This window comes from Sulfurovum iocasae (genome assembly GCF_047716765.1).
GTDB lineage: Bacteria > Campylobacterota > Campylobacteria > Campylobacterales > Sulfurovaceae > Sulfurovum.
Window position 1 is genome coordinate 290,466 of sequence record NZ_CP180410.1, and the last position, 22,536, is coordinate 313,001.

27 protein-coding genes are annotated in these 22,536 nt (G+C 37.7%); 16 read left to right on the plus strand and 11 right to left on the minus strand.

All coding sequences use genetic code 11. From position 1 onward, the window contains the following. Positions 1-27 precede the first annotated feature (27 nt). From ACLHDG_RS01500 to ACLHDG_RS01540, 9 genes are all read left to right on the plus strand, one after another. Positions 28-282: a hypothetical protein gene (locus ACLHDG_RS01500; protein WP_415407227.1), complete on the plus strand. Its 255-nt coding sequence runs from the start codon at positions 28-30 to the stop codon at positions 280-282. Continuing rightward, positions 272-1,465 carry an ABC transporter permease gene (locus ACLHDG_RS01505; RefSeq protein WP_415407228.1) on the plus strand — a complete coding sequence of 398 codons (1,194 nt, stop codon included), beginning with the start codon at positions 272-274 and terminating at the stop codon, positions 1,463-1,465. The genes ACLHDG_RS01500 and ACLHDG_RS01505 overlap by 11 nt, the downstream gene beginning before the upstream one ends. Beyond that, a complete protein-coding gene (locus tag ACLHDG_RS01510; protein ID WP_415408315.1) occupies positions 1,465-2,133 on the plus strand; it encodes an ABC transporter ATP-binding protein in 669 nt (222 codons plus the stop codon). The genes ACLHDG_RS01505 and ACLHDG_RS01510 overlap by 1 nt, the downstream gene beginning before the upstream one ends. Next, positions 2,133-3,101 (plus strand): hypothetical protein, encoded by a 969-nt coding sequence (locus ACLHDG_RS01515; protein ID WP_415407229.1) that lies wholly within the window; start codon positions 2,133-2,135, stop codon positions 3,099-3,101. The genes ACLHDG_RS01510 and ACLHDG_RS01515 overlap by 1 nt, the downstream gene beginning before the upstream one ends. Then, a complete protein-coding gene (locus tag ACLHDG_RS01520) occupies positions 3,098-3,601 on the plus strand; it encodes a hypothetical protein (protein ID WP_415407230.1) in 504 nt (167 codons plus the stop codon). The genes ACLHDG_RS01515 and ACLHDG_RS01520 overlap by 4 nt, the downstream gene beginning before the upstream one ends. 98 nt (positions 3,602-3,699) lie before the next feature. Further along, positions 3,700-3,927: an acyl carrier protein gene (acpP, locus tag ACLHDG_RS01525; protein WP_309497851.1), complete on the plus strand. Its 228-nt coding sequence runs from the start codon at positions 3,700-3,702 to the stop codon at positions 3,925-3,927. 99 nt (positions 3,928-4,026) lie between these two features. After that, the gene (locus ACLHDG_RS01530; protein ID WP_415407231.1) at positions 4,027-5,244 is read left to right on the plus strand and encodes a beta-ketoacyl-ACP synthase II; all 1,218 of its coding nucleotides are present in this window, start codon (positions 4,027-4,029) and stop codon (positions 5,242-5,244) included. 10 nt (positions 5,245-5,254) lie between these two features. Next, positions 5,255-6,190, plus strand: a complete 936-nt coding sequence (accA, locus tag ACLHDG_RS01535) for an acetyl-CoA carboxylase carboxyl transferase subunit alpha (RefSeq protein WP_415407232.1) — start codon at positions 5,255-5,257, stop codon at positions 6,188-6,190. A gap of 113 nt (positions 6,191-6,303) precedes the next feature. Beyond that, a complete protein-coding gene (locus ACLHDG_RS01540) occupies positions 6,304-6,918 on the plus strand; it encodes a DedA family protein (protein WP_415407233.1) in 615 nt (204 codons plus the stop codon). Here the strand turns inward: ACLHDG_RS01540 and dbpA are convergent. The 5 genes from dbpA to rpmB all read right to left on the minus strand — a co-directional run bounded on the left by dbpA (position 6,915) and on the right by rpmB (position 11,232). Then, a complete protein-coding gene (gene dbpA / locus ACLHDG_RS01545) occupies positions 6,915-8,276 on the minus strand; it encodes an ATP-dependent RNA helicase DbpA (RefSeq protein WP_415407234.1) in 1,362 nt (453 codons plus the stop codon). The two genes, ACLHDG_RS01540 and dbpA, sit on opposite strands and share 4 nt — an antisense overlap. A gap of 104 nt (positions 8,277-8,380) precedes the next feature. Beyond that, positions 8,381-8,605: a YdcH family protein gene (locus tag ACLHDG_RS01550; protein WP_415407235.1), complete on the minus strand. Its 225-nt coding sequence runs from the start codon at positions 8,603-8,605 to the stop codon at positions 8,381-8,383. 56 nt (positions 8,606-8,661) lie between these two features. Then, a complete protein-coding gene (gene argJ / locus ACLHDG_RS01555; RefSeq protein ID WP_415407236.1) occupies positions 8,662-9,873 on the minus strand; it encodes a bifunctional glutamate N-acetyltransferase/amino-acid acetyltransferase ArgJ in 1,212 nt (403 codons plus the stop codon). Continuing rightward, positions 9,866-10,996 carry a potassium channel family protein gene (locus ACLHDG_RS01560; RefSeq protein ID WP_415407237.1) on the minus strand — a complete coding sequence of 377 codons (1,131 nt, stop codon included), beginning with the start codon at positions 10,994-10,996 and terminating at the stop codon, positions 9,866-9,868. The genes argJ and ACLHDG_RS01560 overlap by 8 nt, the downstream gene beginning before the upstream one ends. 26 nt (positions 10,997-11,022) lie before the next feature. Then, positions 11,023-11,232, minus strand: coding sequence for a 50S ribosomal protein L28 (rpmB, locus tag ACLHDG_RS01565; RefSeq protein WP_415407238.1), 210 nt, complete (start codon positions 11,230-11,232; stop codon positions 11,023-11,025). Positions 11,233-11,434: 202 nt separating this feature from the next. Here rpmB and rpe point away from each other — a divergent pair, with 202 nt between their 5' ends. From rpe to ACLHDG_RS01580, 3 genes are read left to right on the plus strand one after another with little or no spacing between them, the layout of a single operon-like run. Continuing rightward, positions 11,435-12,076: a ribulose-phosphate 3-epimerase gene (gene rpe / locus ACLHDG_RS01570; protein ID WP_415407239.1), complete on the plus strand. Its 642-nt coding sequence runs from the start codon at positions 11,435-11,437 to the stop codon at positions 12,074-12,076. A gap of 9 nt (positions 12,077-12,085) precedes the next feature. Continuing rightward, the gene (locus tag ACLHDG_RS01575; RefSeq protein WP_415407240.1) at positions 12,086-12,676 is read left to right on the plus strand and encodes a phosphoribosylanthranilate isomerase; all 591 of its coding nucleotides are present in this window, start codon (positions 12,086-12,088) and stop codon (positions 12,674-12,676) included. Continuing rightward, positions 12,660-13,454, plus strand: a complete 795-nt coding sequence (locus ACLHDG_RS01580; protein WP_415407241.1) for a 3'-5' exonuclease — start codon at positions 12,660-12,662, stop codon at positions 13,452-13,454. The genes ACLHDG_RS01575 and ACLHDG_RS01580 overlap by 17 nt, the downstream gene beginning before the upstream one ends. Before the next feature lie 43 nt (positions 13,455-13,497). Here the strand turns inward: ACLHDG_RS01580 and ACLHDG_RS01585 are convergent, their stop codons facing one another. From ACLHDG_RS01585 to uvrB, 4 genes are all read right to left on the minus strand, one after another. Next, on the minus strand, positions 13,498-14,163 hold the full coding sequence (locus ACLHDG_RS01585) for an EI24 domain-containing protein (RefSeq protein WP_415407242.1): 666 nt from the start codon (positions 14,161-14,163) through the stop codon (positions 13,498-13,500). A 157-nt stretch (positions 14,164-14,320) separates the two neighbouring features. Next, positions 14,321-14,845 (minus strand): gamma carbonic anhydrase family protein, encoded by a 525-nt coding sequence (locus ACLHDG_RS01590; protein ID WP_415407243.1) that lies wholly within the window; start codon positions 14,843-14,845, stop codon positions 14,321-14,323. Continuing rightward, on the minus strand, positions 14,845-16,932 hold the full coding sequence (locus tag ACLHDG_RS01595) for an RNA degradosome polyphosphate kinase (protein WP_415407244.1): 2,088 nt from the start codon (positions 16,930-16,932) through the stop codon (positions 14,845-14,847). The genes ACLHDG_RS01590 and ACLHDG_RS01595 overlap by 1 nt, the downstream gene beginning before the upstream one ends. Positions 16,933-17,037: 105 nt before the next feature. Beyond that, positions 17,038-19,011, minus strand: a complete 1,974-nt coding sequence (gene uvrB, locus ACLHDG_RS01600) for an excinuclease ABC subunit UvrB (protein ID WP_415407245.1) — start codon at positions 19,009-19,011, stop codon at positions 17,038-17,040. 106 nt (positions 19,012-19,117) lie between these two features. On the opposite strand from uvrB, the gene ACLHDG_RS01605 reads away from it, so the two are divergent. Both ACLHDG_RS01605 and ACLHDG_RS01610 read left to right on the plus strand, forming a co-directional pair. After that, complete coding sequence (locus ACLHDG_RS01605; RefSeq protein ID WP_415407246.1) at positions 19,118-19,387, plus strand: hypothetical protein; 270 nt, start codon at positions 19,118-19,120, stop codon at positions 19,385-19,387. A 19-nt stretch (positions 19,388-19,406) separates the two neighbouring features. Next, positions 19,407-19,628, plus strand: a complete 222-nt coding sequence (locus ACLHDG_RS01610; protein ID WP_415407247.1) for a hypothetical protein — start codon at positions 19,407-19,409, stop codon at positions 19,626-19,628. 84 nt (positions 19,629-19,712) lie between these two features. On the opposite strand, the gene ACLHDG_RS01615 is transcribed toward ACLHDG_RS01610, so the two are convergent. Together ACLHDG_RS01615 and ACLHDG_RS01620 are read right to left on the minus strand one after the other, a co-directional pair. Continuing rightward, positions 19,713-20,705, minus strand: coding sequence for a GGDEF domain-containing protein (locus ACLHDG_RS01615; RefSeq protein ID WP_415407248.1), 993 nt, complete (start codon positions 20,703-20,705; stop codon positions 19,713-19,715). A 36-nt stretch (positions 20,706-20,741) separates the two neighbouring features. Continuing rightward, complete coding sequence (locus ACLHDG_RS01620) at positions 20,742-21,143, minus strand: hypothetical protein (RefSeq protein ID WP_415407249.1); 402 nt, start codon at positions 21,141-21,143, stop codon at positions 20,742-20,744. A gap of 237 nt (positions 21,144-21,380) precedes the next feature. Here ACLHDG_RS01620 and ACLHDG_RS01625 point away from each other — a divergent pair, with 237 nt between their 5' ends. Both ACLHDG_RS01625 and ACLHDG_RS01630 read left to right on the plus strand, forming a co-directional pair. Further along, complete coding sequence (locus ACLHDG_RS01625; protein ID WP_415407250.1) at positions 21,381-21,782, plus strand: type II secretion system protein; 402 nt, start codon at positions 21,381-21,383, stop codon at positions 21,780-21,782. 246 nt (positions 21,783-22,028) lie between these two features. Then, positions 22,029-22,427: a type IV pilin protein gene (locus tag ACLHDG_RS01630; protein WP_415407251.1), complete on the plus strand. Its 399-nt coding sequence runs from the start codon at positions 22,029-22,031 to the stop codon at positions 22,425-22,427. Positions 22,428-22,536: the final 109 nt, after the last annotated feature.

The window sequence follows — 22,536 nt, forward strand, 5'->3', positions numbered from 1 at the left end:
GTTACAGGCGTCTAGAAGGAGAAACTTTTGGTAAAACAGTTTTTTACATTGGTACTATTTTTAGTGTTGTTACTAACTGTTTTGGTTGGTCATTATATGACCCATGATGGAGTAATACAAAACAACAGTCTGTCAACTCTGGTTAATATTACAAAACTCTCTTCACCTTCACTGAGTGTTGCCTATTATGAACCAAGAGTATTTTTATATGATGAGGACTCAAACCCTGCATACCCCCAAATGCAAACAATGAATAAAATGGATCTGGTTTATGACAAATAGTAGATGGATGGGTAACGCTTTTTTGCACTTTTTAACCTTATTACTGTTTAAACAAAAAGGCAAACATATAGGTGCAGTCCTGATCTCTGTGATCATCATCTTTCTTTTAAGTTCGGTACTTTTTATCTCCTCTTCACTTCAAAATACACTTTTAGGTACATTAGAGAGTCAATCTGATTTTACACTGAGTAGAGTACAAGCAGGGAAGGCCATTAATACACCTAGTGATTGGCTGGATAAAGTATTGGAGATCAACGGTGTTTCACAGGTAGCCCCTCGTGTTTACGGTAGATATTTCTTTGCGCCTCGTGAAAAATCTTTTTTAGTGGTAGGTATAGATCTTTTTGATGAGCAAAGCAGTAAAGAACTTCAATCCCTTGTAAAAGGGTTAGATCTTAAAAGCTTTTTATCTACTGATAGTATGCTTGTAGGTGAAGGAGTAAAAGCCTTTCTATCTGAACACTATTATAAAGACTCTTTTTCATTTAAAACCCCTCTAGGAAGTTTCAAAAAAGTAAAGATACACCAAACACTTCCTTCTCAGACCAATCTTATAGCTAACGATATGATCATTATGCCTATAGAGCTAGCCAGAGAAATATTTGGATTGGGAGAGGATGAAGTCACAGATATTACGTTTAATGTGCCCAATGATGCTGAATGGGATAACATTATCGGCAAGCTGCATCTTCTCTTTTATGATGTACGCGTTGTAGAAAAGAGAGAGATCAGAAAAGCATATGAGAACCTTTATAATTATAAAGGTGGGCTCTTTTTAATACTCTATCTTGTGGCTATGGTAACCTTTATGCTTATCCTCTATCAACGTTACTCTATGGTGTATTCCACAGAGAGAAAAGAGATAGGTATACTTCGTGCAGTGGGATGGAGTATCAAAGATATTTTGAAATTAAAATTTTATGAAACGGTAGTAGTTGTATTTGTGAGTTTTGTACTGGGTGTGGTACTGGCATATCTTTATGTATTTATATGGGATGCACCACTCTTGAGTCAGATATTTTTAGGTGGTGCAAACCTGCCTAACAATATTGAATTTGTTCCTGTTTTGGAGTTTGGGTTATTGGGGTCTATTTTCCTTTTTTATGCCATTCCATTTCTTGCAGCGGTACTTATCCCAGCATGGAAAATAGCGGTAACGCCACCAAAAGAGGCAATGCTATGATGATTCGTATAGAAGGTATCAATAAGATATTCAATGAGGGAACCCCGCAGGCTTTTGAGGCGCTCAAGTCGATTGATCTGGAGGTTGCTAAAGGTGAAACAATGATCTTGAGTGGCGTAAGTGGTAGTGGAAAATCAACACTATTGTCACTTATAGCCGCACTTGATAAACCCAGCAGTGGGAAGATCGTGGTAGAGGGAGAGCTTATCTCCAAGCTTCCAGACCTGCATGCTTCAGCCTATCGTGCGAAAAGCATAGGGTTTATTTTCCAGCACTTTAATCTTTTAGAGTCATTGAGTGTTGAAGAGAATGTCATTGCACCGCTTATTAACTCCGGACTTGATATCGCAACCATCAAGCAGATGGCAGCAAAGAGTATGCAGAGTGCAGCTATTTCCCATAAAGCATCACAGCAAGTCAAAGAACTATCCGGTGGAGAAAAACAGCGTTGTGCTATTGCCAGAGCTTTGGTACATGAACCTGAACTTATCATATGTGATGAACCTACAGCCAACCTAGATAGAGAAAATTCACTCAAATTCATAGAGATTCTTCAATCGCTTCACCAGAGAGGTAAAACCATCATCGTTGCAACCCATGATCCCCTTTTTGAAACACTTTCTTTTGTGAGTAAGGTGGTGCATATGGAGGATGGGAGTATTGTTTAATGAATGAAGTGTTGTTAAGCAATGAAGTTATCGTCTATTTGCTTTCAGAGACGGTACTTTATCTTCTACTTTTTATAGCATTTATTTCAACCCTTGGCTTATTGAGAAAATGGAATTTCGATGCGTTTACCACAGAGCAGTTTGCACTGGAAAATCGTTCCTATCTGGTAATGACCATCATCTTTTTTGTAATGCTGCTCAAAGTAGTTTTGCTTCCTTACTTTGTATATACCATAGACAACCTCTCTGATCTTATCCCCGGAGCAATGTGTGGAGCAGGGGTGGTCAAGGCAAATGAGTATGGTAATCCTCTTTTATCACTTAAAATAATCATTCTCTTTTTAAGTGGTTTATGGTTGAGTATGAACAGCATAGACCTCAAAGAAAAAAATTATCCCTATTTGAAACTCAAATCATGGTTTTTTATACTGATCTTTCTTCTCCTGAGTAGTGAATTTACATTAGACATACTCTACTTTACGCATATAGAAACGACGAATCCTGTGAGTTGTTGTTCTGTTATCTTTGGACAGACAGGAGGAGGCAACGGACTTCCCTTTGGTTTGGATATCCCTAAACTCTTAATACTTTTTTATCTACTCTTTACTTTGGTGGTATTAACGATACTCTCTGAGCTTGCTGTTATGAGTATCATTGCAAGTCTGCTGTTTGGTGTTATTGCCTATTATGCGGTAGTCTATTTCTTCGGTACATACATTTATGAGTTACCGACACATCAGTGTCCTTTTTGTATGTTGCAAGATCACTATTATTATGTAGGTTATCTGTTGTGGGGACTACTGATGTTGGGAGTGTTTTTAACTATAGATGCTGCTGTGATGAAAAGTTTTTTTAAACAACCTTCAAAGAGTCTAAAGAGAATTTCGTTACTATTATTAAGTTTGTTTGTTTTGCTGTGTAGCGCTTATGTTGGTGTCTATTATCTAAAAAATGGAGTGTTGTTATGAAAAAAATCCTAATGAATCTTTTAACTTTTGCTGTCGTGATCGCAGTGATCGTGATACTTTTACTCTCTTTGGGAAGTGAAGAGGGAGCAAGGTATGTATATAAGGGCAATACGGCACATCAAGCTATCCCTATTAAAGCCAAAGAGTACCAATGTTCCGAGTGTAATATGGATGTAGAAGATCTTGATTATGCTGCACAGCTTATCACTAAAGATGGAGATACTTATTTTTATGATGATATCGGTTGCGTGGTACTTTGGCTTGAAAATCACACTCCCGATACGCAGATCATATTGACTAAAACACTTGATACACATCAGTGGATCGATGCAAAAAAAGCATGGTATTCGCGTATAGCACCTTCGCCTATGGGATACGGTTTTGGGGCAGTTGAAAAGCAAAAAGAGGGACTTGTTCCTTATGAAGAGATGAAGTTATTGATGCTTCAGGGGAAAAACCTGCATGACCCTTTTATAAAAAAGAAACTTTTAGGAGAGTAATTTACTCAAAGAGAGTGCTATTTAAGTAAATATATACGTTTGTTATGATTTTTTTGTTATAATTGTGCGTATTTTATAACAAACTTAAGGAGTAATCAATGGCATTATTTGATGATGTAAAAGAAGTAGTAGTTGAGCAACTAAATGTGAGCCCAGATGAGGTAAAAGAAGAGTCTAAATTCGTAGAGGATCTTGGGGCTGATAGTCTTGATGTTGTTGAGTTGGTAATGGCTCTTGAAGAGAAATTTGATATCGAAATTCCTGATGATCAGGCAGAAGCTATTGCAACTGTTTCTGATGCGATCAAATTCATCGAAAACGTATAATTTTCAATATAAATCCCTTTGCCGGGATTTATAAGATATATATCAGTATTTTTTAAAATGTTGATATATATCTTATAAAGCAAATAGATAGGAGAGTCAGTGAAAAGAATAGTAGTGACAGGTTTAGGGATGATAAATTCTTTAGGACTTGACAAAGAGAGTGCATTTTCTGCGATCATCGAGGGAAGATGTGGTATTAAAGTGATTGAATCGTTTGATATAGAAAAGTTTTCTGCACAAATTGCAGGTGAGATCATGGATTTTGATCCAGCTTCTGTTATGGATGCGAAAGAGACAAAAAAGGCAGACAGATTCATTCAACTTGGACTCAAAGCTGCAGCTGAAGCAATGGAAGATGCAAATCTTCCAGAAGATTTTGACAGAGAGAGATTTGGAGTGGCATCTGCTTCAGGTATTGGCGGATTGCCAAATATTGAAAAGAACTCAGTGGTATGTGCAACTAGAGGACCAAGAAGAATTTCTCCATTCTTCATCCCATCTTCACTTGTAAATATGCTTGGTGGATTTGTTTCGATCTATCAAGACTTAAAGGGACCTAACCTATCTTCTGTTACAGCTTGTGCTGCAGGAACACATGCTATTGGTGAAGCTGCAAAGTCTATCATGGTTGGTACAGCAGATAAAATGCTTGTTATAGGTGCAGAGTCAGCTATATGTGGTGCAGGGATGGGTGGATTTGCTGCTATGAAAGCACTCTCTACAAGAAATGATGATCCTCAAACAGCTTCAAGACCTTTTGATACAGACCGTGATGGTTTTGTTATGGGTGAGGGTGCAGGTGCATTGGTGTTAGAGAGTTATGATGATGCAGTAGCAAGAGGTGCAACGATCTATGGTGAATTGATCGGCTTTGGTGAAAGTGGTGATGCAAGCCACATTACTACACCAACGATGGATGGACCACTTCGTGCGATGAAGGGTGCCTATAAAATGGCTGGTGAGCCGAAAGTAGATTATATTAATGCACATGGTACTTCTACGCCAGTGAATGATAAAAATGAAACAGCAGCACTCAAAGAACTATTTGGTGGAAAAGAGAACTGCCCACCGGTCAGTTCTATTAAAGGTCAGATAGGACACTGTTTAGGTGCGGCAGGTGCTATTGAAGCAGTTGTATCACTCATGGCTATGAGAGATAGTGTATTACCTCCGACGATCAACTACACAACGCCAGATGAAAATTGTGATCTTGACTACATTCCTAATAAGGCTAGAAAAGCAGAGATCAATGTTGTTATGAGTAACTCATTTGGCTTTGGTGGTACCAACGGTGTAGTTATCTTTAAGAAAGTATAAGGATTAAGATATGGCAACTTATTTAGATTTTGAAAACAAAATTGAAAAGATACAAGAAGAGATTGTATCGGCACATGCCATTGCAAATTTGGATGCTGTAGAGAAACATCAAAAAGAGTTGGAAAAAGAGGTTAATAAAACCTTTGGTTCACTTAGTGATTTTCAAAAGTTACAACTTGCCCGTCATCCGGACAGACCTTACTCTTTAGACTACATTAAACTTCTTATGGATGATGCGTATGAAATTCACGGAGATCGTGCTTTCCGTGATGATCCTGCTATATTATGTTATATCGGGTGGATCGATGGTCAAAAGACGATGCTTATCGGTGAACAAAAAGGGCGTGGTGTTAAAAATAAGATCAAAAGAAACTTTGGTATGCCAAACCCTGAGGGTTACAGAAAAGCCCTACGTGCTGTGAAAATGGCAGAGAAGTTTGATATTCCTGTATTGATGCTCATAGATACTCCCGGTGCCTATCCTGGCCTTGGAGCAGAGGAGAGAGGACAGAGTGAGGCTATTGCTAAAAACCTTTTTGAGTTTGCCTCTGTAAAAGTGCCTCTTGTCTCCATTGTTATTGGTGAAGGTGGTTCAGGTGGAGCACTTGCTATCGGTGTGGCAGATAAGCTTGCTATGATGCGTTATTCAGTTTTTGCAGTTATCTCACCGGAGGGATGTTCAGCTATTTTATGGAATGATCCAACTAAAGTAGAGACAGCAACAAAAGCACTTAAGATCACACCAAGTGACCTATTAGAGCATAAACTCATTGATGATGTACTTGATGAACCGCTTATAGGGGCGCATCGTGATAAAGCAACGGCAGCTGCAGTACTTAAGCATTACTTTTTAGAGAATGTAAAAGCACTGAAGGAGCTTTCAGTAGATGAGTTACTTGACCAACGCTATAAAAGACTCACTGCCGTTGGCGCATATAGCGAATAAACTACCATTAAAGAACGCAAAATGAGCAAAGCTCATCTTTGCTACGTTAACTCTGAGTTCTCTTCAGCAGAGGGCTCACGCGACTTGTCGCTTTTAAATATAGGATAATTAGAATGATACATGAAATAGCCAATATTATCGTCGGATACATCGGAGATATGGGCTATTGGGGTATTTTTCTTCTCATGTTTCTTGAGAGTACTTTCTTCCCTTTTCCCAGTGAAATCATCATGATACCTGCAGGATACCTTGCCTTCAAAGGTGAGATGAATGTCTATATCGTTGTGTTGATAGGTATATTGGGGTCTGTTGCAGGTGCTCTCTTTAATTACTACTTAGCTGTACACTTTGGAAGAGCTTTCATCTTAAAGTATGGAAAATACTTCTTTATTAAAGAAGAGACACTTGATAAACTAGAAGCATTTTTCACTAAACATGGAGAGCTCTCTACCTTTAACGGAAGACTCATTCCTGGTATACGTCAACTTATCTCCCTACCTGCTGGTTTAGCACGTATGAATATAGCTAAGTTTTCTTTTTACTCTGGACTTGGTGCAGGTATTTGGGTCATTGTTTTAGTGGCTTTAGGTTATCTGCTTGGTTCAAAGGAAGAACTTATAAATGAGTATCTACAAAATGCTACGCTTATAGCAATTATTACAGTCGTATTTATTACACTTTTTTATGTTATTCGTCATAAAAGAAGAAAAGAGATATTGGAAGATTAATCCAATATCCAAGTTACATACTTCTTTTTCTTGATTGTTGTCTTTTTTAATGCCTTAAATACTTTATCTATTACAGTATGATGGAGTGCCACATAGGATTTTGTATCCGTAATGTTTATCTTTCCTATCATTTTAGGATCAATACCAATCTCTTTACATAAAGTACCCAATATGTCTCCAGCACGAAGTTTGGTTTTTTTACCGCCATTGATACAAAGAGTATCGTACTTAGAGAGCATTTTAAATGCAGCATCTACACGTAAGTCTTTCATGTGTGCTATACGTGCCTGAGAAGTAATGTACGAGCATTTCTCACTGTCGCTTGGTGCATAGAGTGACAAGGCAGTACCTGTAGCATCTGCACGTCCTGTACGTCCTATGCGGTGGGTGTAAACTTCTTTATCAAAAGGCAGATCATAGTTAATAACAAGTTCAATACCTTTAATGTCTAGTCCTCTTGAAGCTACATCTGTAGCAACCAGGATGCGTTTAGAACCATTGGAGAAAGCAATGACAGATTCGTTACGTTCTCTTTGTTCAAGATCACCATGTATGTCTATAGCAGAGTGACCACGTCTATGTAAAGTATCAGTAAGAGAGATAACTTCTGCTTTAGTGTTGCAAAAAATGAGTAGAGATTCTGGTTTGTAGGATTGTATGAGTGCTGTGAGTGTTTTAAATTTATCAGAAGTTTCATAGACTATTTCATCTATTTTATTGATCTCTTGAATCGTATCTACTTTGATCGTAAGTGGATGTTTCAGAAGTGCTTTGGCTAGTTTTTCTATCTTTTCAGGGAAGGTTGCTGAAAAGAGTAGGGTTTGCTTAGCTCTTGGCATATTTGAGCCTATTTTGACTATCTCATCATAAAAACCCATATCTAGCATACGGTCTGCTTCATCAAGAACAAGTGTTTTAATGCTATCTAGTACCAGTGTCTCTTTAGCTAAGTGATCTTGTATGCGCCCTGGTGTTCCAATGAGTATATGAGCACCTTTGGCCAGTGAGTCTGCCTGTGCACGAAGAGGAACCCCTCCGTAGAGTGTGAGTATCTTGAGATTGGCTTTGTAAGCTGCTATTTTTCTAAGTTCAACAGCGATCTGCTCTGCAAGCTCCCGTGTAGGCGTAATGATAATGGTTTGAGGTTTGTTTTCACTCATATCTGTACGCATAATAGCAGGGATACCAAATGCCAATGTTTTACCCGAACCTGTTTTAGACTGTGCCAAGATATCTTTACCCTCAAGGATGGGGTTGATGGCTTTATCCTGTATCTCACTCATTTTGCTAAAGTTAAATGTATCGATTATCTCTAAAAGTGCTTTTGGGATGTCTGTTATCGTATTAAAAGATGTCATAGTAGTCTTTCCTAAATGTATGTGTAGCGTGTTTTGATAGTAATTATAGGGTAATTTGTGTTAAGAGGGTATGTAAGAAGTGTGAGCCGAAGCCCACAGTTTGATTATGCTTTTGTTTTTCTATAATCCATGATCATTTTATACGCTTCATCTTTTAAAAGTAGTTTCTCTTTTTTAAGTATTTCCAGTTCTACATCTGTAAGAATAACTCTATCTGCTTCTGCATCTTCAATTTTTTGATCAAGATCATTATGTTTCTCAAAAATTCTTGCAAAGTGTGCATTTTCTTGTTTTAGTTCATGGATCTCATCTCTATATTCGTGTAACATGGTTACTCCTGTATTATATTTTGCTGTATTTTATCTTTTTTGTGATTAGAGGAGAATTAAGTTCTATACTCTGCATTTATCTTTACATATTCATAACTCAGGTCACAACCGTAAGAAGTATAAGATGCATCACCTAAACCGATGTCACAAGTCACTTTGAAACTCTCTTGTTTCATGATCTTGTAGGCTTTATCTTCACGTTCTTTATCTAGTTCTCTAAATTCACTTGAATAGATAAGCAGATCGTCATAATGGATGATAAGTTTACTATCATCACATGCTATCCCACTTGCACCAATGGTAGAAGCGATCCGTCCCCAGTTGGGGTCTTCTCCAAAGAGAGCAGTCTTAACCAGTAGAGAGTTACTTAGAGCCATACTCGCTTTTTTTGCTTCGGCTACACTCTTTGCTCCTTTAACTTTAAAGGCTACAAGTTTGTTTGCACCTTCTCCATCTTTGAGTATCATCATGGCAAGTTCAAACATGATCTTGTTCAGGGCTTCTCTGAATGCTTCTTTGTGGTACACACCACTCTCTTTGTTAGCTAGAAGCATTACAGTATCGTTCGTAGAAGTATCTCCATCTACAGAAATACGGTTAAATGAACCTTCAGTACTTTGGATAAGAAGCTCATCCATATCACTTTTAGGAATATTCGCATCGGTAGTGACAAAACAGAGCATGGTTGCCATAGCAGGGTTTATCATCCCTGCACCTTTACAAATGGCTGCGATGTTAAAACTTTCACCATTTTCAAGTTTTACTCTGTAGGCTAACTCTTTTTTAAAGCTGTCAGTGGTCATGATGGCACGTGCCGCTTTATGAGAATGGCTTGCGTTAAAATCTAAAGCGTCAAATGCTGAAGTGATCTTATCAATAGGTAAACGATACCCTATAACCCCGGTAGAACTCATTATTGGGTTAAGAACATCTATTTTTGTACTGAGGGTTGACATAACAGTGTCAATATCTTCAATACCTTTTTCTCCGGTCATCGCATTGGCATTTTTAGCGTTGATCAGTACAAAGTCAGTTTGAAAATCTTGAGGATATTTTTGAAAATGTTTAATGGGTGCTGCCTGGAAAGTGTTAGATGTAAAGACTGCAGATATATCACAAGGCACTTCACTTCGAATAAAGGCAACATCTCCATCTATATCAGATACACCAGAATTTGCAGGGTTGGTTCTCATACCTACATTTGTTGCTCCACAAAAAAAGCCTTTGACGTTTTCTAGACCATTTTTAAGAGGAAAAAGTTTAAACATACTTTAACTCCTCAGGCTTCTCTTTTTTACGGATGATCTTTTTGGCTTGTCTTATTCCTTCGCTGGTTCCAATGAGTAGAAGTTTAGACTCTGGCATAATAATAGTATTCCCCTTAGGCATAGGGATGAACTTATTATCTTTTTGACGAATACCGATGATCGTTACGTTGGCAATATCTCTAAAACGTGCAGTTTTGATTTTTTGGAGTGTAAGCCAAGAAGTTTTAGAGACTTTTGCCTCTTCCATATCCAGTGGAGTATCTTGTTTATAAAGAAATTCCTGTAAAAGGTTTTCCATGTCAGGTCTTGCTGCCATTGCATTGATACGCTGTGCCATAAGTTTTGTTGCTGTAACCACTTTGTTCGCACCTAGTTTTTGAAGCTTTTGTTCATCTTCGTGGCTTTTGGCATTGGCAATGATAAGATATTTTCTACCTCTGTGGATCTCCGTTTCATAAAGACGTGCAGAAACGATAGTAGCAATATTGTCAGCTACATTATCTGCAAGCGTTATGATACCTTTTGCAGAAGAGAGATGTGATTTTAAGATCCCTTCTTCTGTATGTGCTTCAGCTGTTACAAAGTAAGGGTATTTGTACTTTTTTGCTATTTCTTCCATATCTTCTCTTGGATCAACTACTACAAATGGGATATGGTTTGCCCGTAATTGTTTAGTGACTTGAATGGTAAATTCATTGTGGTAACAGACGACAAAATGGTGCTTAAGTCTAGCAATTTCGTAAAGCATTTTACGCTCCTTAGCAGTTTTTTGAAATTCACCTTTTTTGACCACTTCTGCGATAATACCCACTGCAATAGAGAAGACGACAAAGCCAAAGATGATAAGTGTGATAGTAAAGATACGACCCATATCAGATAAAGGTCGTTGTTCTCCGAATCCTACAGTAGTGAACGTAATTCCTGTTTGGTAGATAGCATCCATGAGTGGAAATTTATCGATAACCATATATCCTATCGTGCCGATAAGCATAATAAGTACAGTAAGAATAAGAGGAAGTCTAAAAGGGGCTAAATGACCATAATACTCATCATTTAGGGTAATATGTGGTTTTGGGGCGCTTCTCCAATTGAGAAACTTTTTTAATTTTTGAGAAAAACTCAAAAGAGTTATATCCCTAAAGAGGGATATTAATTAGCTGCAGCAGCTTGAGCAGCTTTTTTCTTCATTGTTCTAAGTGTAGAAGCAGCAACTTTTACTCTTTTTGTTGTTCCATCTTCAAGTGTGATCTTTACAGATCTTAAGTTTGGAAGTTGTCTTCTTTTTGTTTTGTTGTTTGCGTGAGAAACGTTGTTCCCTACTAGTGGCCCTTTGCCAGTGATTTCACATTTTCTTGACATGATAATACCTTCTGTTAATGTAGACTTTATACGCATAGGTATAAAATCTCGAATATTTTGTGCGATTATAGGCAATTTGTGCATAAATTTTGCTTAAGGTGTGTTATTTTTGTAGAGTGTTATAGGTATTCAAAGCCTACATACTCCATAGGCACAAGTTTGATTTTGCTATAATGATAAAAATTTATTTTTGAGGAATTTTATGTTAGTAGCTCCAAGTATACTTTCGGCTGATTTTGGAAATTTAGCTCGTGATGTTGAAGCCATTTGTGAAGGTGGTTGTGATCTTGTACATGTAGATGTAATGGATGGGCATTTTGTACCAAACTTAACCATAGGACCTGTTGTGGTTGAGGCAGTTGCAAAAGCAGCAAGTAAACCTTTAGATATTCATCTTATGGTTGAGAACAATAGTTTTTTTGTAGATCTTTTTGCTCCGTTAAAACCTGGATATATCTCTTTTCATATAGAAGAGGAGAAACATCCGCATAGACTCATACAAAAGATCCGCTCTTTAGGCATAAAACCGGCGATCACATTGAACCCGCATACACCACCTGAAGCCATAGAGTTTTTGTTGGAAGATGTGGATATGGTTCTACTGATGTCTGTAAATCCCGGCTTTGGAGGACAGAAGTTTATCTCTTCGGTCATAAAAAAAGTCAAACACCTTAAAAAACTCATTAATGAACGAAATCCTAAATGCCTTATAGAAGTAGATGGTGGAGTAACGGATGAGAATGTGAAGCTTCTTGAAGAAGCAGGTGTTGATATTGTAGTTGCAGGGTCGTTTGTTTATAAACATCCTAATGGTATCAGTCATGCTATTGCTGCATTAAAATAAGGTGAATAAATGAGAGTCAAAATATGTGGTATAACAAACCTCAGGGATGCACTGCATGCAGTAGCGTGTGGAGCAGATGCCTTGGGGTTTGTTTTTTATAATCAGTCACCACGTTACATCACCTCGTCAGCTGCAAAACGTATCATTGATCAGCTTCCTCCATTTGTAGAGAGAGTGGGGCTTTTTGTAAATGAAGGGGTGGAGACTATCGATACTGTTTGTAGATATTCAGATATTTCACTCGCACAGATCCATTTTGATGTAGATGCCGAGTCTCTGGATGCTATAGGTTTAAAAACGCTTCCTGTTGTACGTGCCAAATCTCCTGAAGATATCCATAAATTCTCAGACAGATACCGTTTGGTAGATGCTTTTTGTGAAGCTTATGGCGGAAGTGGTAAACGTCTGAATCTTGAGTGGTTTGACGGTGTAGATTGCTCTAAGATAATCCTTGCAGGGGGCTTGACCCCGGACAATGTATCTGAAGTGAAAAAATATGGTTTTTATGGTGTTGATGTCAGTTCAGGAGTAGAGTCTATTAAAGGTAAAAAAGATCCTAAAAAAGTGGAGCAGTTTATAGCAAATGCAAAAAGTATTTGATGAGCTGACTACGGCATTTCGTAAACATGATGGTGTATTGAGTGAAGAACAATATAAGCACATTGCTATAAAATACACCACTTTACTGGAAGATAGTGATACGATATTTATTTTACTTCAAGCTTCCGGTTATCCCATAGAGCAAGAAGAAGATGGGAGGTATAGACTTGAAACCTACTTTACTCCTTATGAAGTACAGCGTTACTGTGTGATAGATATAGAAACCAACGGAAGTAAGCCAGGAACCTCTCAAGTCATAGAGATCGGTGCTGTGATGTTACAAAACGGTGAAGTTATCGATAGATTTGAAACGTTTGTTGAGTGTGCATATCTTCCAGAGTACATTACTAAGATCACAGGCATAGAACCTACAGACCTTATTGGTGCACCTACTAGAAGAGAAGCACTTACAAAGTTGAGACACTTTATGGGTGATGCTATCTTTGTTGCACATAATGCAAACTTTGACTATAGTTTTCTCAATGCTTCATTCGACCGTTTTGGTCTAGGAGGCATCGGCAATCCAAAACTTTGTACCATTGACCTGGCAAGACGAACCTTTGAGAGTGAGCGTTATGGGTTGGCGTATCTTATTGATTTCCTTGAAATTGAAACTGCGACCCACCATCGTGCTTATAGTGATGCGGTATGTGCAGCAAAAGTGATGGAAAAAAGTTTAGAAACACTGCCGGAATATGTAAAGAGTACAGATGATTTATTGCGATTTTCAACCTCAAGCAAGAAAGAGCGACGGGTAAAGAAAGAGGAAAATAGTTAACAAACTTGTCTCCTATCGTCATCCTCATGCTTGGAAGGAGGAACTATTTTTCTTTTCCTAAAATTTGATGCAAAAATAGTATCTGAGCAAACACAGGTGCAAAGATATTCAATACAGGCACATAGTTAAAAAGGGATGCGATCATTGCGATTATCCCTGATTTTTTTGTTTTTTCTTTGATTTTTTTCTTATCTGCAATAAAAAGTGGAGCAACATCATATGCAGTAGGTTCTTTGATAAGTATAGACCAAAGCCATAACATCCATACCTGCCCAAGTATTGGGATGAAGATCAGGGGAAAAGTAAAAAGAAAGAGTAATAGGAAAATGAGACCGGCTTTTATGCTTAATATTACAGATGTAGTAATATTAGGGCTTCCAACTACAGGTACATGCGGATAGTGTTTTTCTGCCAATTTGATGAGAAGTGGTTCACTGTAGAGAGAAGTAAAAATTGAGATAGTGATGATGATAAACATATAGCCTACGATCAGTGCTGTTAGAAAAGCACCGCTGGATTGAAACCACTCCAAGCTTCCGACAAAAGGAATCTTTTGAATATAAGTAGCGATCATTCCTGCATAAAGATCCCATGAAGCCCAAAGCAGGATGATCCAGAGGAGTATGGATCCAAAGCCAACCTTGAGTACGAAAGAGATGACATCTTTTGAGAGGATGTCTTGTAAACTTTTGGTTATGACTTGTTTCATTAAAACACCTTTTTTTATTGTTTAGGTTTCTCTTTGTTCCTTTTTTTCTTTGTTGATGCAACAAAGAAAGTAACGAACCCAAAAAAAGAAAATGCAATACCTGCTATCGCATAGAGTCAACTGTTTTTGGAACTAGGTTGCTAAGTAGAAAAAGGTTTTACAGGTACTCATTTTTGAATTTCACATATCTTTCTGCAGAAGCATAGAGTTCTTTAACTTCTTCATCTGTAAGTTCTCGTACTACTTTAGCAGGACTTCCTACGATCAGACTTCTGGGAGGAAATACTTTATTTTTCGTGACCAATGCAGAAGCACCTACAATGGACTCTTTCCCTATCACTGCACCATCAAGTATAGTGGCACTCATACCTATAAGACAGGCATCTTCTATAGTACATCCATGTAGCATGACTCTGTGACCAATTGTCACATCATTACCGATGACAGTAGGGTTACCATCGGACATATCTGCTTTTTTATGGTGGGTAACGTGTATCATACTGAGGTCTTGAATGTTACTTCGGTCACCTATAGTGATGTAATGCACATCACCACGTACGACACAGCCAAACCATACAGCAGAATCCTCACCCATTTTTACTCGACCGATGACCGATGACCCTTCAGCTATCCAGGCATTTTTCTTAAGTTCAGGTGTCCATTCTTTAAACTTTAAAATCATCAATTATCCTTCAATATACGGCTGGCAAGACGGCTGACATAGTCAGGTGTCTCTTTTTTTGTTTTATCATGGATCTTATTGACATACTGTTCCAGAACAGCATGATTGTTCACAGCTTTGCCCAACAAGGGTACTTTGATGTAGTTTCCATCTTCCTGAAGTTCCCAGCGTAGTTTATTATCCGCGAGTTGAAGCATTAAGATCTGTTCTATCTTTTGTGTAAGATTTTCTTCCAAGATAGGGGTCATAAGCTCTACACGTCGTACAAGGTTGCGAGGCATAAGGTCGGCACTGGAGATGTAACATTTCACCTTATTGTTTTTAAAGAAATAGATACGAGGATGTTCCAGATATTTTCCGATGATAGAAGAGACAGAAATATTCTCACTGATACCTTTAATGCCTGGTTTCAAACTGCAGATCCCCCGTATGATCAAGTCTACTTTACATCCTGCCTGCGAAGCCTGGTAGAGTGCTTTGATAATGTCTGTATCTACTAAAGAGTTTGCTTTAAGAATGATATGACCATTCTTGCCATATTTCCCCTCTTTTTCTATGAATTTTACCAGTTTTGGTTTGATCTGTACGGGAGACATAAAAAGTGTATCCAGTTTCGTATAGGTAGAAAAACCGGTAAGAAAATGGAAAAAATGTGTTGCATCATTGGAAAATTCCTCTTTAGCTGTAAAATAAGAGATGTCGGTATAGATCTTTGCTGTACTGGGGTTGTAGTTTCCTGTTGCAAGGTGTACATAGCTTTGGAGTTTTTTACCCTTCCTTTTAATGACCTGTGCGATCTTGGCATGCACTTTAAGTCCAGGGATACCATACACTACATGTGCTCCTGCGTCTTCAAGTGCTTTTGCCCAGCGTAGGTTATTCTCTTCATCAAATCTTGCTTTAAGTTCGACAAGTACGGTAACCTGTTTGCCATCACGTACTGCATCTATAAGTGCTTTAACGATGGGTGACTTTGGACCGGCACGGTAGAGTGTCATGCGTATGGCAAGTGTATCTGGATCAATTGCCGCTTGTTTGATAAACTGTACCACTGGTTCAAAACTGTCATAAGGGTGATAGAGCAGCACATCCTGTTTATCTATTGCTTCAAAGATATTCTCAGAGTCAAGAGGTGGAAGTGTTTTTGGACTGAATGTAGGTAAAACAAGATGAGAAAGTGCTTTATCTCCTACGATCTGCCATAAAGAACCAAGGTTAAGCGGCAGACTTTTGTAAGAGTAGATATCGTTTTCATCAAGATTAAGATGAGAAAGTAAAAAATTGAGAAGATCTATATCTGCCCCCTCCATAAGTTCAATACGTATGAGTGAGCCTTTGTTTCTGGATCGTAAGCCTTCTTGTAGAATTTCCAAAAAGTCGTCTGCTTCCTCTTCTTCTATCTCGATGTCTGCATTTCTTGTGACCCTGAATGGTGTAGAAGCAAGTTGTGTAAAGCCAGGAAAAAGTTCAGAAGCAAAGTGTTCAACAACGCTCTCAATGGGTACAAATGTTTGTCCTAATTGTATAAACCTGGAAATTATCCTTGGAATTCTTATGAGTCCATGTTTTATGTTCTTAGCGTCATCCTCCAGTGTAATAGCCAAACCAAAACTAAGGTTGTTGAGGTGAGGGAAAGGGTGTGTTGCATCCACTGCAATAGGGATGATCACAGGGTAGATCTCATTGAAAAATATCTCTTTTATTTCCAGCTGCTCTTCCGGATTCAGTACATCATAGTTCTTTACATGGACACTATGGGTATGCAACTCAGAAATGATGGAAGTATAACAAGACTCAAGTACTTGATGCTCTTTGTGCAGATAGGTATGTATCTGTTCCAACTGTTCACTAGGCGTAAGTTTATCTGGACCGGTTTCTTGTATGCGTGCTTTGAAAAGTGCTTTTAGCCCTGCAACACGTATCATATAGAACTCATCAAGGTTTGTTCCGTAAATTGCAAGGAACTTTAAACGCTCAAGTGGTGGAAGTTTCTCATCAAGTGCTTGTGCCAAAACACGAGAGTTAAACTGTAACCATGAAAGTTCACGGTTAAAATAGAGTTGTGATGAATTTAAGTCTAAAGTCATGTTGATCGCCTATGTAATGTATATTTTATATTTCGGGGTATTATAGCGAAATATTTCCCGTAGTGTGGGCAGTATCAAAGGCATACACTTCGATAAATGCCTACGCTACAGCTTTTTAACCTTAGCTATCTCATCTCTCAATCTGGCAGCCTCTTCAAACTCCAAATTTTTTGCGGCAGCCAGCATTTTAGCTTTGAGTTCTCTGACCAATTGTTGCCTTTCAGCTTTCGGCATTTTGTCAAGTTTAGAACGTTTATTATAAAGTTCTCCTGCATCTTCGACTTTGAGATTTTTGTCAAGTTCCCGTATGGTGGTTTTAGGGGTGATACTGTGTTTTTTGTTGTAGGCTATCTGTTTTTCACGTCTTTTTTGGGTAGTGTCAATGGTAAATTGCATAGAGTCAGTTATTTTTTTTGCATACATCAGTACCTGTCCCTTGGTATTTCTGGCAGCACGTCCTGCAGTTTGTATGAGTGAAGTTCTGGAACGTAAAAAACCTTCTTTATCTGCATCGAGTATGGCAACCAAACTTACTTCCGGGAGGTCAAGACCTTCTCTAAGCAGGTTGATCCCTACCAAAATGTCAAACTCACCTAAACGTAATGAACGTATGACTTGGTTTCTCTCTATGGCATCAAGGTCAGAGTGCATGTAGCGTGCTTTGAGTCCGAGGTCATTGTAGTAAGTTGTCAACTCCTCTGCCATCTTTTTTGTCAACACCGTGACAAGTATGCGTTCTCCTCGTTCTATGACGGGTTTCATACGGTCATGCAGGTTCTCTACCTGGTAAGTACTGTCTATAACTTCTATGGGAGGGTCAAGCAATCCTGTAGGTCGTACCACTTGTTCAGCCACCACTGAAGAGAGGTCAAGTTCGAGTGGTGCAGGAGTGGCAGAAACAAAGAGAAAATGAGGTGCTTTGTGAATGTACTCATCAAACATCAGTGGTCTATTGTCAAGTGCAGAAGGAAGTCTGAACCCATGGTCTACAAGTACTTCTTTACGGCTTCTGTCTCCTGCGTACATCCCTCTAAACTGTGGCAAACTCACATGGGACTCATCAACGATAACAAGGTAGTCATCATGCATTGCTTCAAAGTAGTCCATCATGGAGTAGGGTGTCTCACCAGGCTTTTTACCTGTTAGGTGACGTGAATAGTTTTCGATACCTTTACACATACCTGTAGCTTCTATCATCTCCAGGTCAAACTCTGTACGTTGTTTGAGACGGTTATACTCGATCATACGATCCTCTTTTTGATAATACGCCAGTCTCTCACTCAACTCCTCTTCGATGCTTTTGACTGCGAGTGCCAATTTCTCTTTAGAAACAATGAATTGATTGGCAGAGTAAATAGTCGCTTCCTTTTGTTCTTCCTCTTTTTCACCGGTGAGTGAATTAAATTCATAAATAGCTTCTACTTCATCTCCAAAAAACTCTATGCGCAAAGCAAACTCTTCAGAGTAAGCAGGGTAAATGTCTATGACTTCACCTGTGACACGAAAGTCACCTCTGTCAAAAAATTCATCATTACGTTTGTACCCCATGTCTACTAAACGAAGAAGCAGGGCTTTCTGATTGTATTCATCTCCTACACAAAGTTTCTGAACGATGGAACGATAATCATCAGGAGAACCCAACCCATAATTCGCAGATACTGAAGCGATGACGATAACATCATCATGGCTGAGCAATGAAGCAGTGGTACTCAAACGCAAACGCTCCAACTCCTGATTAATGGAAGAGTCTTTTTCTATAAAGAGGTCTTGACGAGGTAAGTATGCTTCAGGTTGATAGTAATCATAATAAGAGATGAAATACTCTACATGATTGTTAGGAAAAAAACTTTTAAACTCAGAGTAGAGCTGTGCTGCCAACGTTTTATTGTGTGTCATGATAAGTGTTGGCTTTTTGGTTTTTTCTATGACTTTTGCCATGGTATAAGTTTTACCGGAACCTGTCACACCTAGAAGTGTTTGGTATTGGTTACCTGCTTCTATAGAGGAATAGAGTTGTTCTATAGCGGTAGGCTGATCACCAGAAGGGGTGTATGGGCTTGATACGGTAAAATTTGGCAAGGCAACTCCATGGATATTTAACTTATTCCCAAATCAAGTTTAGGAATAAGTTATGTTTATTACATAATTTTTGGTATTATAACACAACAAAATTATGGAGTATGAAATGTCGGCATTACAAAAACTGCAAGAGAAGATAGAAGAGTGGAGGGCAGACCATGAAGCACTTAAAGTGCAAAATCGTGATTTGAAAAGTCAATTGGCAAGTGTAGCAAGTTCTCAAAATGATCAAGAGTCAATCATTGCAGAATTACAAAACGAAGTTGAAAAATGTACATCACAAGAAGCAACGATAGAAGCACTACAACGTGAACTTGAAGAGAAAGATGCTGAGATAGAAAAGATCATCGCACAAGTTGAAACTTTATTAGCCTAATTTTCATTAAAGGAAAAATATGAAAAACGTAGCACTGACTGTCTCGGGTAACCGTTACGAGATAAAATTGGAAGATTCTTTTGCAGACTTTGTCAACAAAGATCTAGAAGAAGCAGGGGTTAACCTACATCAAGATAATAAACCGGACAAACTATTGAAAGCGTATCTTCGTTTAGCAAAGCAGGCTACTAACTATGAAGATGAGATAGAACTGCTTATAGAAACTTTGGATGGACTGTAAAAGTTTACCTCTTTTATGGAACTTTTTGAGTAACTTATCTGCATCATCCTGAAGCAAGTTCCGGATGACGTTAATGTGAAGTACTTATTTAAGCAGACCTTCTGTACGTGTCACAAATGCTTCAGGTGTCTCTTCATAGTTAAAAGGGACTGTTGAAAATTTGAATTTTAGTTCTGGCTTAGCCATAAAATCATGCTTCTCAAACACTTCACGTATACGTTTTTCCAAGATCAATGCATTTTCTTCTTCTGTATCCGGTAAAAGTATGGAAAAATGATCTTCATCATATCGGCATGCAACATCGCTTGTACGGGTCATGGAAGTGATCAAGCCTCCAAGCATCCCCAAGATATGTTCTTTTGTTTTTTCATCATATCTTTCAGTCCCTTTTCCAAAATCATCAATCGAAATAGACAGTATCGACAGAGGATATTTATATCGTACAGATCTTGCACAAGATGTTTTTAGTTGTGAAAGGAAATATTTTTTGTTAAAGAGTTTGGTTTCATGGTCATGTATGGCATGTTTTTTCATTTGCATATGGATGTAGGCTCTTACCATGTAGATTATCAATAATATGAGTATCATCGCTATGGTAAGACTCAAATAAAATATATTAATGATCTTATTTTGTTTCAAGTACACCATCTTTTCAATAATGATCGCCATATTGTCTGTTAGTGCATAACATTGAAGACTATGCTGCCTTATATCAGTATCATTTTGTTTTGAAAAGCTTTCTTTGTAAGCAGTCCAACAAGAATCTACCTTTGAAAAATCTTTAGAAAGTGTTTGTCCGCCTATATACAATTCCGAATTACTGTTTTCCGTAACCCAGAGAGAAATGTCATGAAGTGTTTTATCGATACGCCCTATCATCTGCTGATCGTTTTGGTTGGTATACTTAACTGTAAGATGTTCCATCGCACCTGTTATCCAACTACTTTGACGTACGATCTTTGTATCGTGTTGCATTGTTTTAAATGATGTGTAAACAAAATAAAAACTAAAAGGCAGTATAAGAACGACAAAGTAAAGTATTAGTGTTATTTTAAATGATGACCACTCTTTTTGCATGGAGAACCCTTTCTTAAAAATTGAGATTTTGTTTAATTAGCGTTGAACGCGTATTCCGCCAAATTGATATGTTTGTGCCAAATGTCCGCCTAAGTAGTTTATCTCTGTACAAAAATCAGCTCTCGCTGCATTGGTATCCACCTTGAAAGTTCCACTGGAAATACTGGGATCAGAAGCATAAGTAATATCATAACATTGTACCTGATCACATGCGCTTGAATCTCCACTACGTAAGTCAGTAGATGTAGCTACATACCGATTACCTGCATCTGTGATGCATATGGACATATTGGATATATCTTTAGATAGTTTTGCATCTTCTCTGGTTGTGACTAATGCAGATATGGCAATAGATGACAAAACTCCGATAATAACAATAATTAAAATAAGTTCTATCATTGAAAATGCTGATCTACTATTTTTATGATAAGTTTCCATCTTTACATACCCTTCTTGCCCTTCTTGAAAATTATACCATATAAAATTAATTAAATAATAAATAAAAAAATTTTCATTTTTTGACATTTTTTTGACATTTTTGGTATATACTGTCACTAAGGCAGACAAGCAAGAAAGCTGAAAATTAAATTTTTATTTTAATTTAAGTATTTTTTTGATATCATGCTGATAGGACAATTATTGAATTGTCACTAAAATTATTTTCAGGAGTTAATCATGAACAACATGAGACGCGGATTCACAATGATCGAATTGATCTTTGTAATTGTAATTATCGGAATTTTAGCAGCGGTAGCAATACCTAAATTGGCAGCAACTAGAGATGATGCTAAGGCAGCTACATCAGTTGCAAATTTAGCTACTTGTGTCAAAGATGTAGGTGCTCAATATACAGCAACAGGTGCTGCAGATGTAACTAGCCAAGCATCATGTACGGCAGTTACTACTGAAACTTGTTTTACTGTTGCTGTTGATGTCAATGGTACTATGACTGTTGCAGATGGTGCTGAAGGTGATCTTTGGTGTACAGATGGTACTTCTGGTGCACAAAAGATTGCTGATGACCAAGGTCTTAATAGCACTACGCATACGTTTGGTGGATCTAGAGTCGTAAGATAAGTTCTTCCTTTTATTTCCAAGCACTTGCTTGGAAATATTTTCTCGTTCCCATCGTCTCGATGGGAACACATACTTCAATTTAAAAATTTTAACAGCTTCTATTTTTTCTTAAAACATAATACAAATTATTGTAACTGTCAAATCAATCCAATGATTTAAAATAAGATACCATACTTTTGACATTTTTTGACATTTAAGATGTATAATAAATTACTAATTTAAAGTTATGAAATAAAGGGTTTATGTATGAGAAAAGCATTCACTATGATAGAGTTAATTTTTGTTATTGTTATTATAGGCATTTTATCGGCCGTAGCTATTCCTAAATTGGCAGCAACTAGAGATGATGCTAAAGCAACTACGGCTATAAATAATTTATCAATATGCATTATGGATATATCAACCAAATATACAGCTAGTGGTAATGATGATGCCTCTACAGCAGCTTGCAAGAATGTTTTTCAAAGTACTGGAGTTAGTTATGATTGTTGGACGCTTACCAATACGGATATAACAGATGGTAATGTGACTGTAAATAATGGTGGAGCCAGTACCGAAGTATGGTGTACAGAGGCACGTAAAACTGCTAATAATCTAGACCTTAATGGAACGCATCAATTTGGTAGCAGTAAAATCACAAGATAAGTACACTTTATTTTCCAAGCCTTTTAACTTGCTAAACGTCTTGTATATAACTATGGATGTGTAATCGATTATACATCAGAGATATTTGTGATATAATACAAATAAAAGT

Excerpts from the sequence above, each read along its gene's own strand:
- ACLHDG_RS01505 (WP_415407228.1), top strand. The coding sequence starts at position 272 with ATGACAAATAGTAGATGGATGGGTAACGCTTTTTTGCACTTTTTAACC.
- ACLHDG_RS01510 (WP_415408315.1), top strand. The coding sequence starts at position 1,465 with ATGATTCGTATAGAAGGTATCAATAAGATATTCAATGAGGGAACCCCG.
- ACLHDG_RS01515 (WP_415407229.1), top strand. The coding sequence starts at position 2,133 with ATGAATGAAGTGTTGTTAAGCAATGAAGTTATCGTCTATTTGCTTTCA.
- ACLHDG_RS01520 (WP_415407230.1), top strand. The coding sequence starts at position 3,098 with ATGAAAAAAATCCTAATGAATCTTTTAACTTTTGCTGTCGTGATCGCA.
- acpP (WP_309497851.1), top strand. The coding sequence starts at position 3,700 with ATGGCATTATTTGATGATGTAAAAGAAGTAGTAGTTGAGCAACTAAAT.
- accA (WP_415407232.1), top strand. The coding sequence starts at position 5,255 with ATGGCAACTTATTTAGATTTTGAAAACAAAATTGAAAAGATACAAGAA.
- ACLHDG_RS01540 (WP_415407233.1), top strand. The coding sequence starts at position 6,304 with ATGATACATGAAATAGCCAATATTATCGTCGGATACATCGGAGATATG.
- dbpA (WP_415407234.1), bottom strand. The coding sequence starts at position 8,276 with ATGACATCTTTTAATACGATAACAGACATCCCAAAAGCACTTTTAGAG.
- ACLHDG_RS01550 (WP_415407235.1), bottom strand. The coding sequence starts at position 8,605 with ATGTTACACGAATATAGAGATGAGATCCATGAACTAAAACAAGAAAAT.
- argJ (WP_415407236.1), bottom strand. The coding sequence starts at position 9,873 with ATGTTTAAACTTTTTCCTCTTAAAAATGGTCTAGAAAACGTCAAAGGC.
- rpmB (WP_415407238.1), bottom strand. The coding sequence starts at position 11,232 with ATGTCAAGAAAATGTGAAATCACTGGCAAAGGGCCACTAGTAGGGAAC.
- rpe (WP_415407239.1), top strand. The coding sequence starts at position 11,435 with ATGTTAGTAGCTCCAAGTATACTTTCGGCTGATTTTGGAAATTTAGCT.
- ACLHDG_RS01575 (WP_415407240.1), top strand. The coding sequence starts at position 12,086 with ATGAGAGTCAAAATATGTGGTATAACAAACCTCAGGGATGCACTGCAT.
- ACLHDG_RS01580 (WP_415407241.1), top strand. The coding sequence starts at position 12,660 with ATGCAAAAAGTATTTGATGAGCTGACTACGGCATTTCGTAAACATGAT.
- ACLHDG_RS01585 (WP_415407242.1), bottom strand. The coding sequence starts at position 14,163 with ATGAAACAAGTCATAACCAAAAGTTTACAAGACATCCTCTCAAAAGAT.
- ACLHDG_RS01590 (WP_415407243.1), bottom strand. The coding sequence starts at position 14,845 with ATGATTTTAAAGTTTAAAGAATGGACACCTGAACTTAAGAAAAATGCC.
- ACLHDG_RS01595 (WP_415407244.1), bottom strand. The coding sequence starts at position 16,932 with ATGACTTTAGACTTAAATTCATCACAACTCTATTTTAACCGTGAACTT.
- ACLHDG_RS01605 (WP_415407246.1), top strand. The coding sequence starts at position 19,118 with ATGTCGGCATTACAAAAACTGCAAGAGAAGATAGAAGAGTGGAGGGCA.
- ACLHDG_RS01610 (WP_415407247.1), top strand. The coding sequence starts at position 19,407 with ATGAAAAACGTAGCACTGACTGTCTCGGGTAACCGTTACGAGATAAAA.
- ACLHDG_RS01615 (WP_415407248.1), bottom strand. The coding sequence starts at position 20,705 with ATGCAAAAAGAGTGGTCATCATTTAAAATAACACTAATACTTTACTTT.
- ACLHDG_RS01620 (WP_415407249.1), bottom strand. The coding sequence starts at position 21,143 with ATGGAAACTTATCATAAAAATAGTAGATCAGCATTTTCAATGATAGAA.
- ACLHDG_RS01625 (WP_415407250.1), top strand. The coding sequence starts at position 21,381 with ATGAACAACATGAGACGCGGATTCACAATGATCGAATTGATCTTTGTA.
- ACLHDG_RS01630 (WP_415407251.1), top strand. The coding sequence starts at position 22,029 with ATGAGAAAAGCATTCACTATGATAGAGTTAATTTTTGTTATTGTTATT.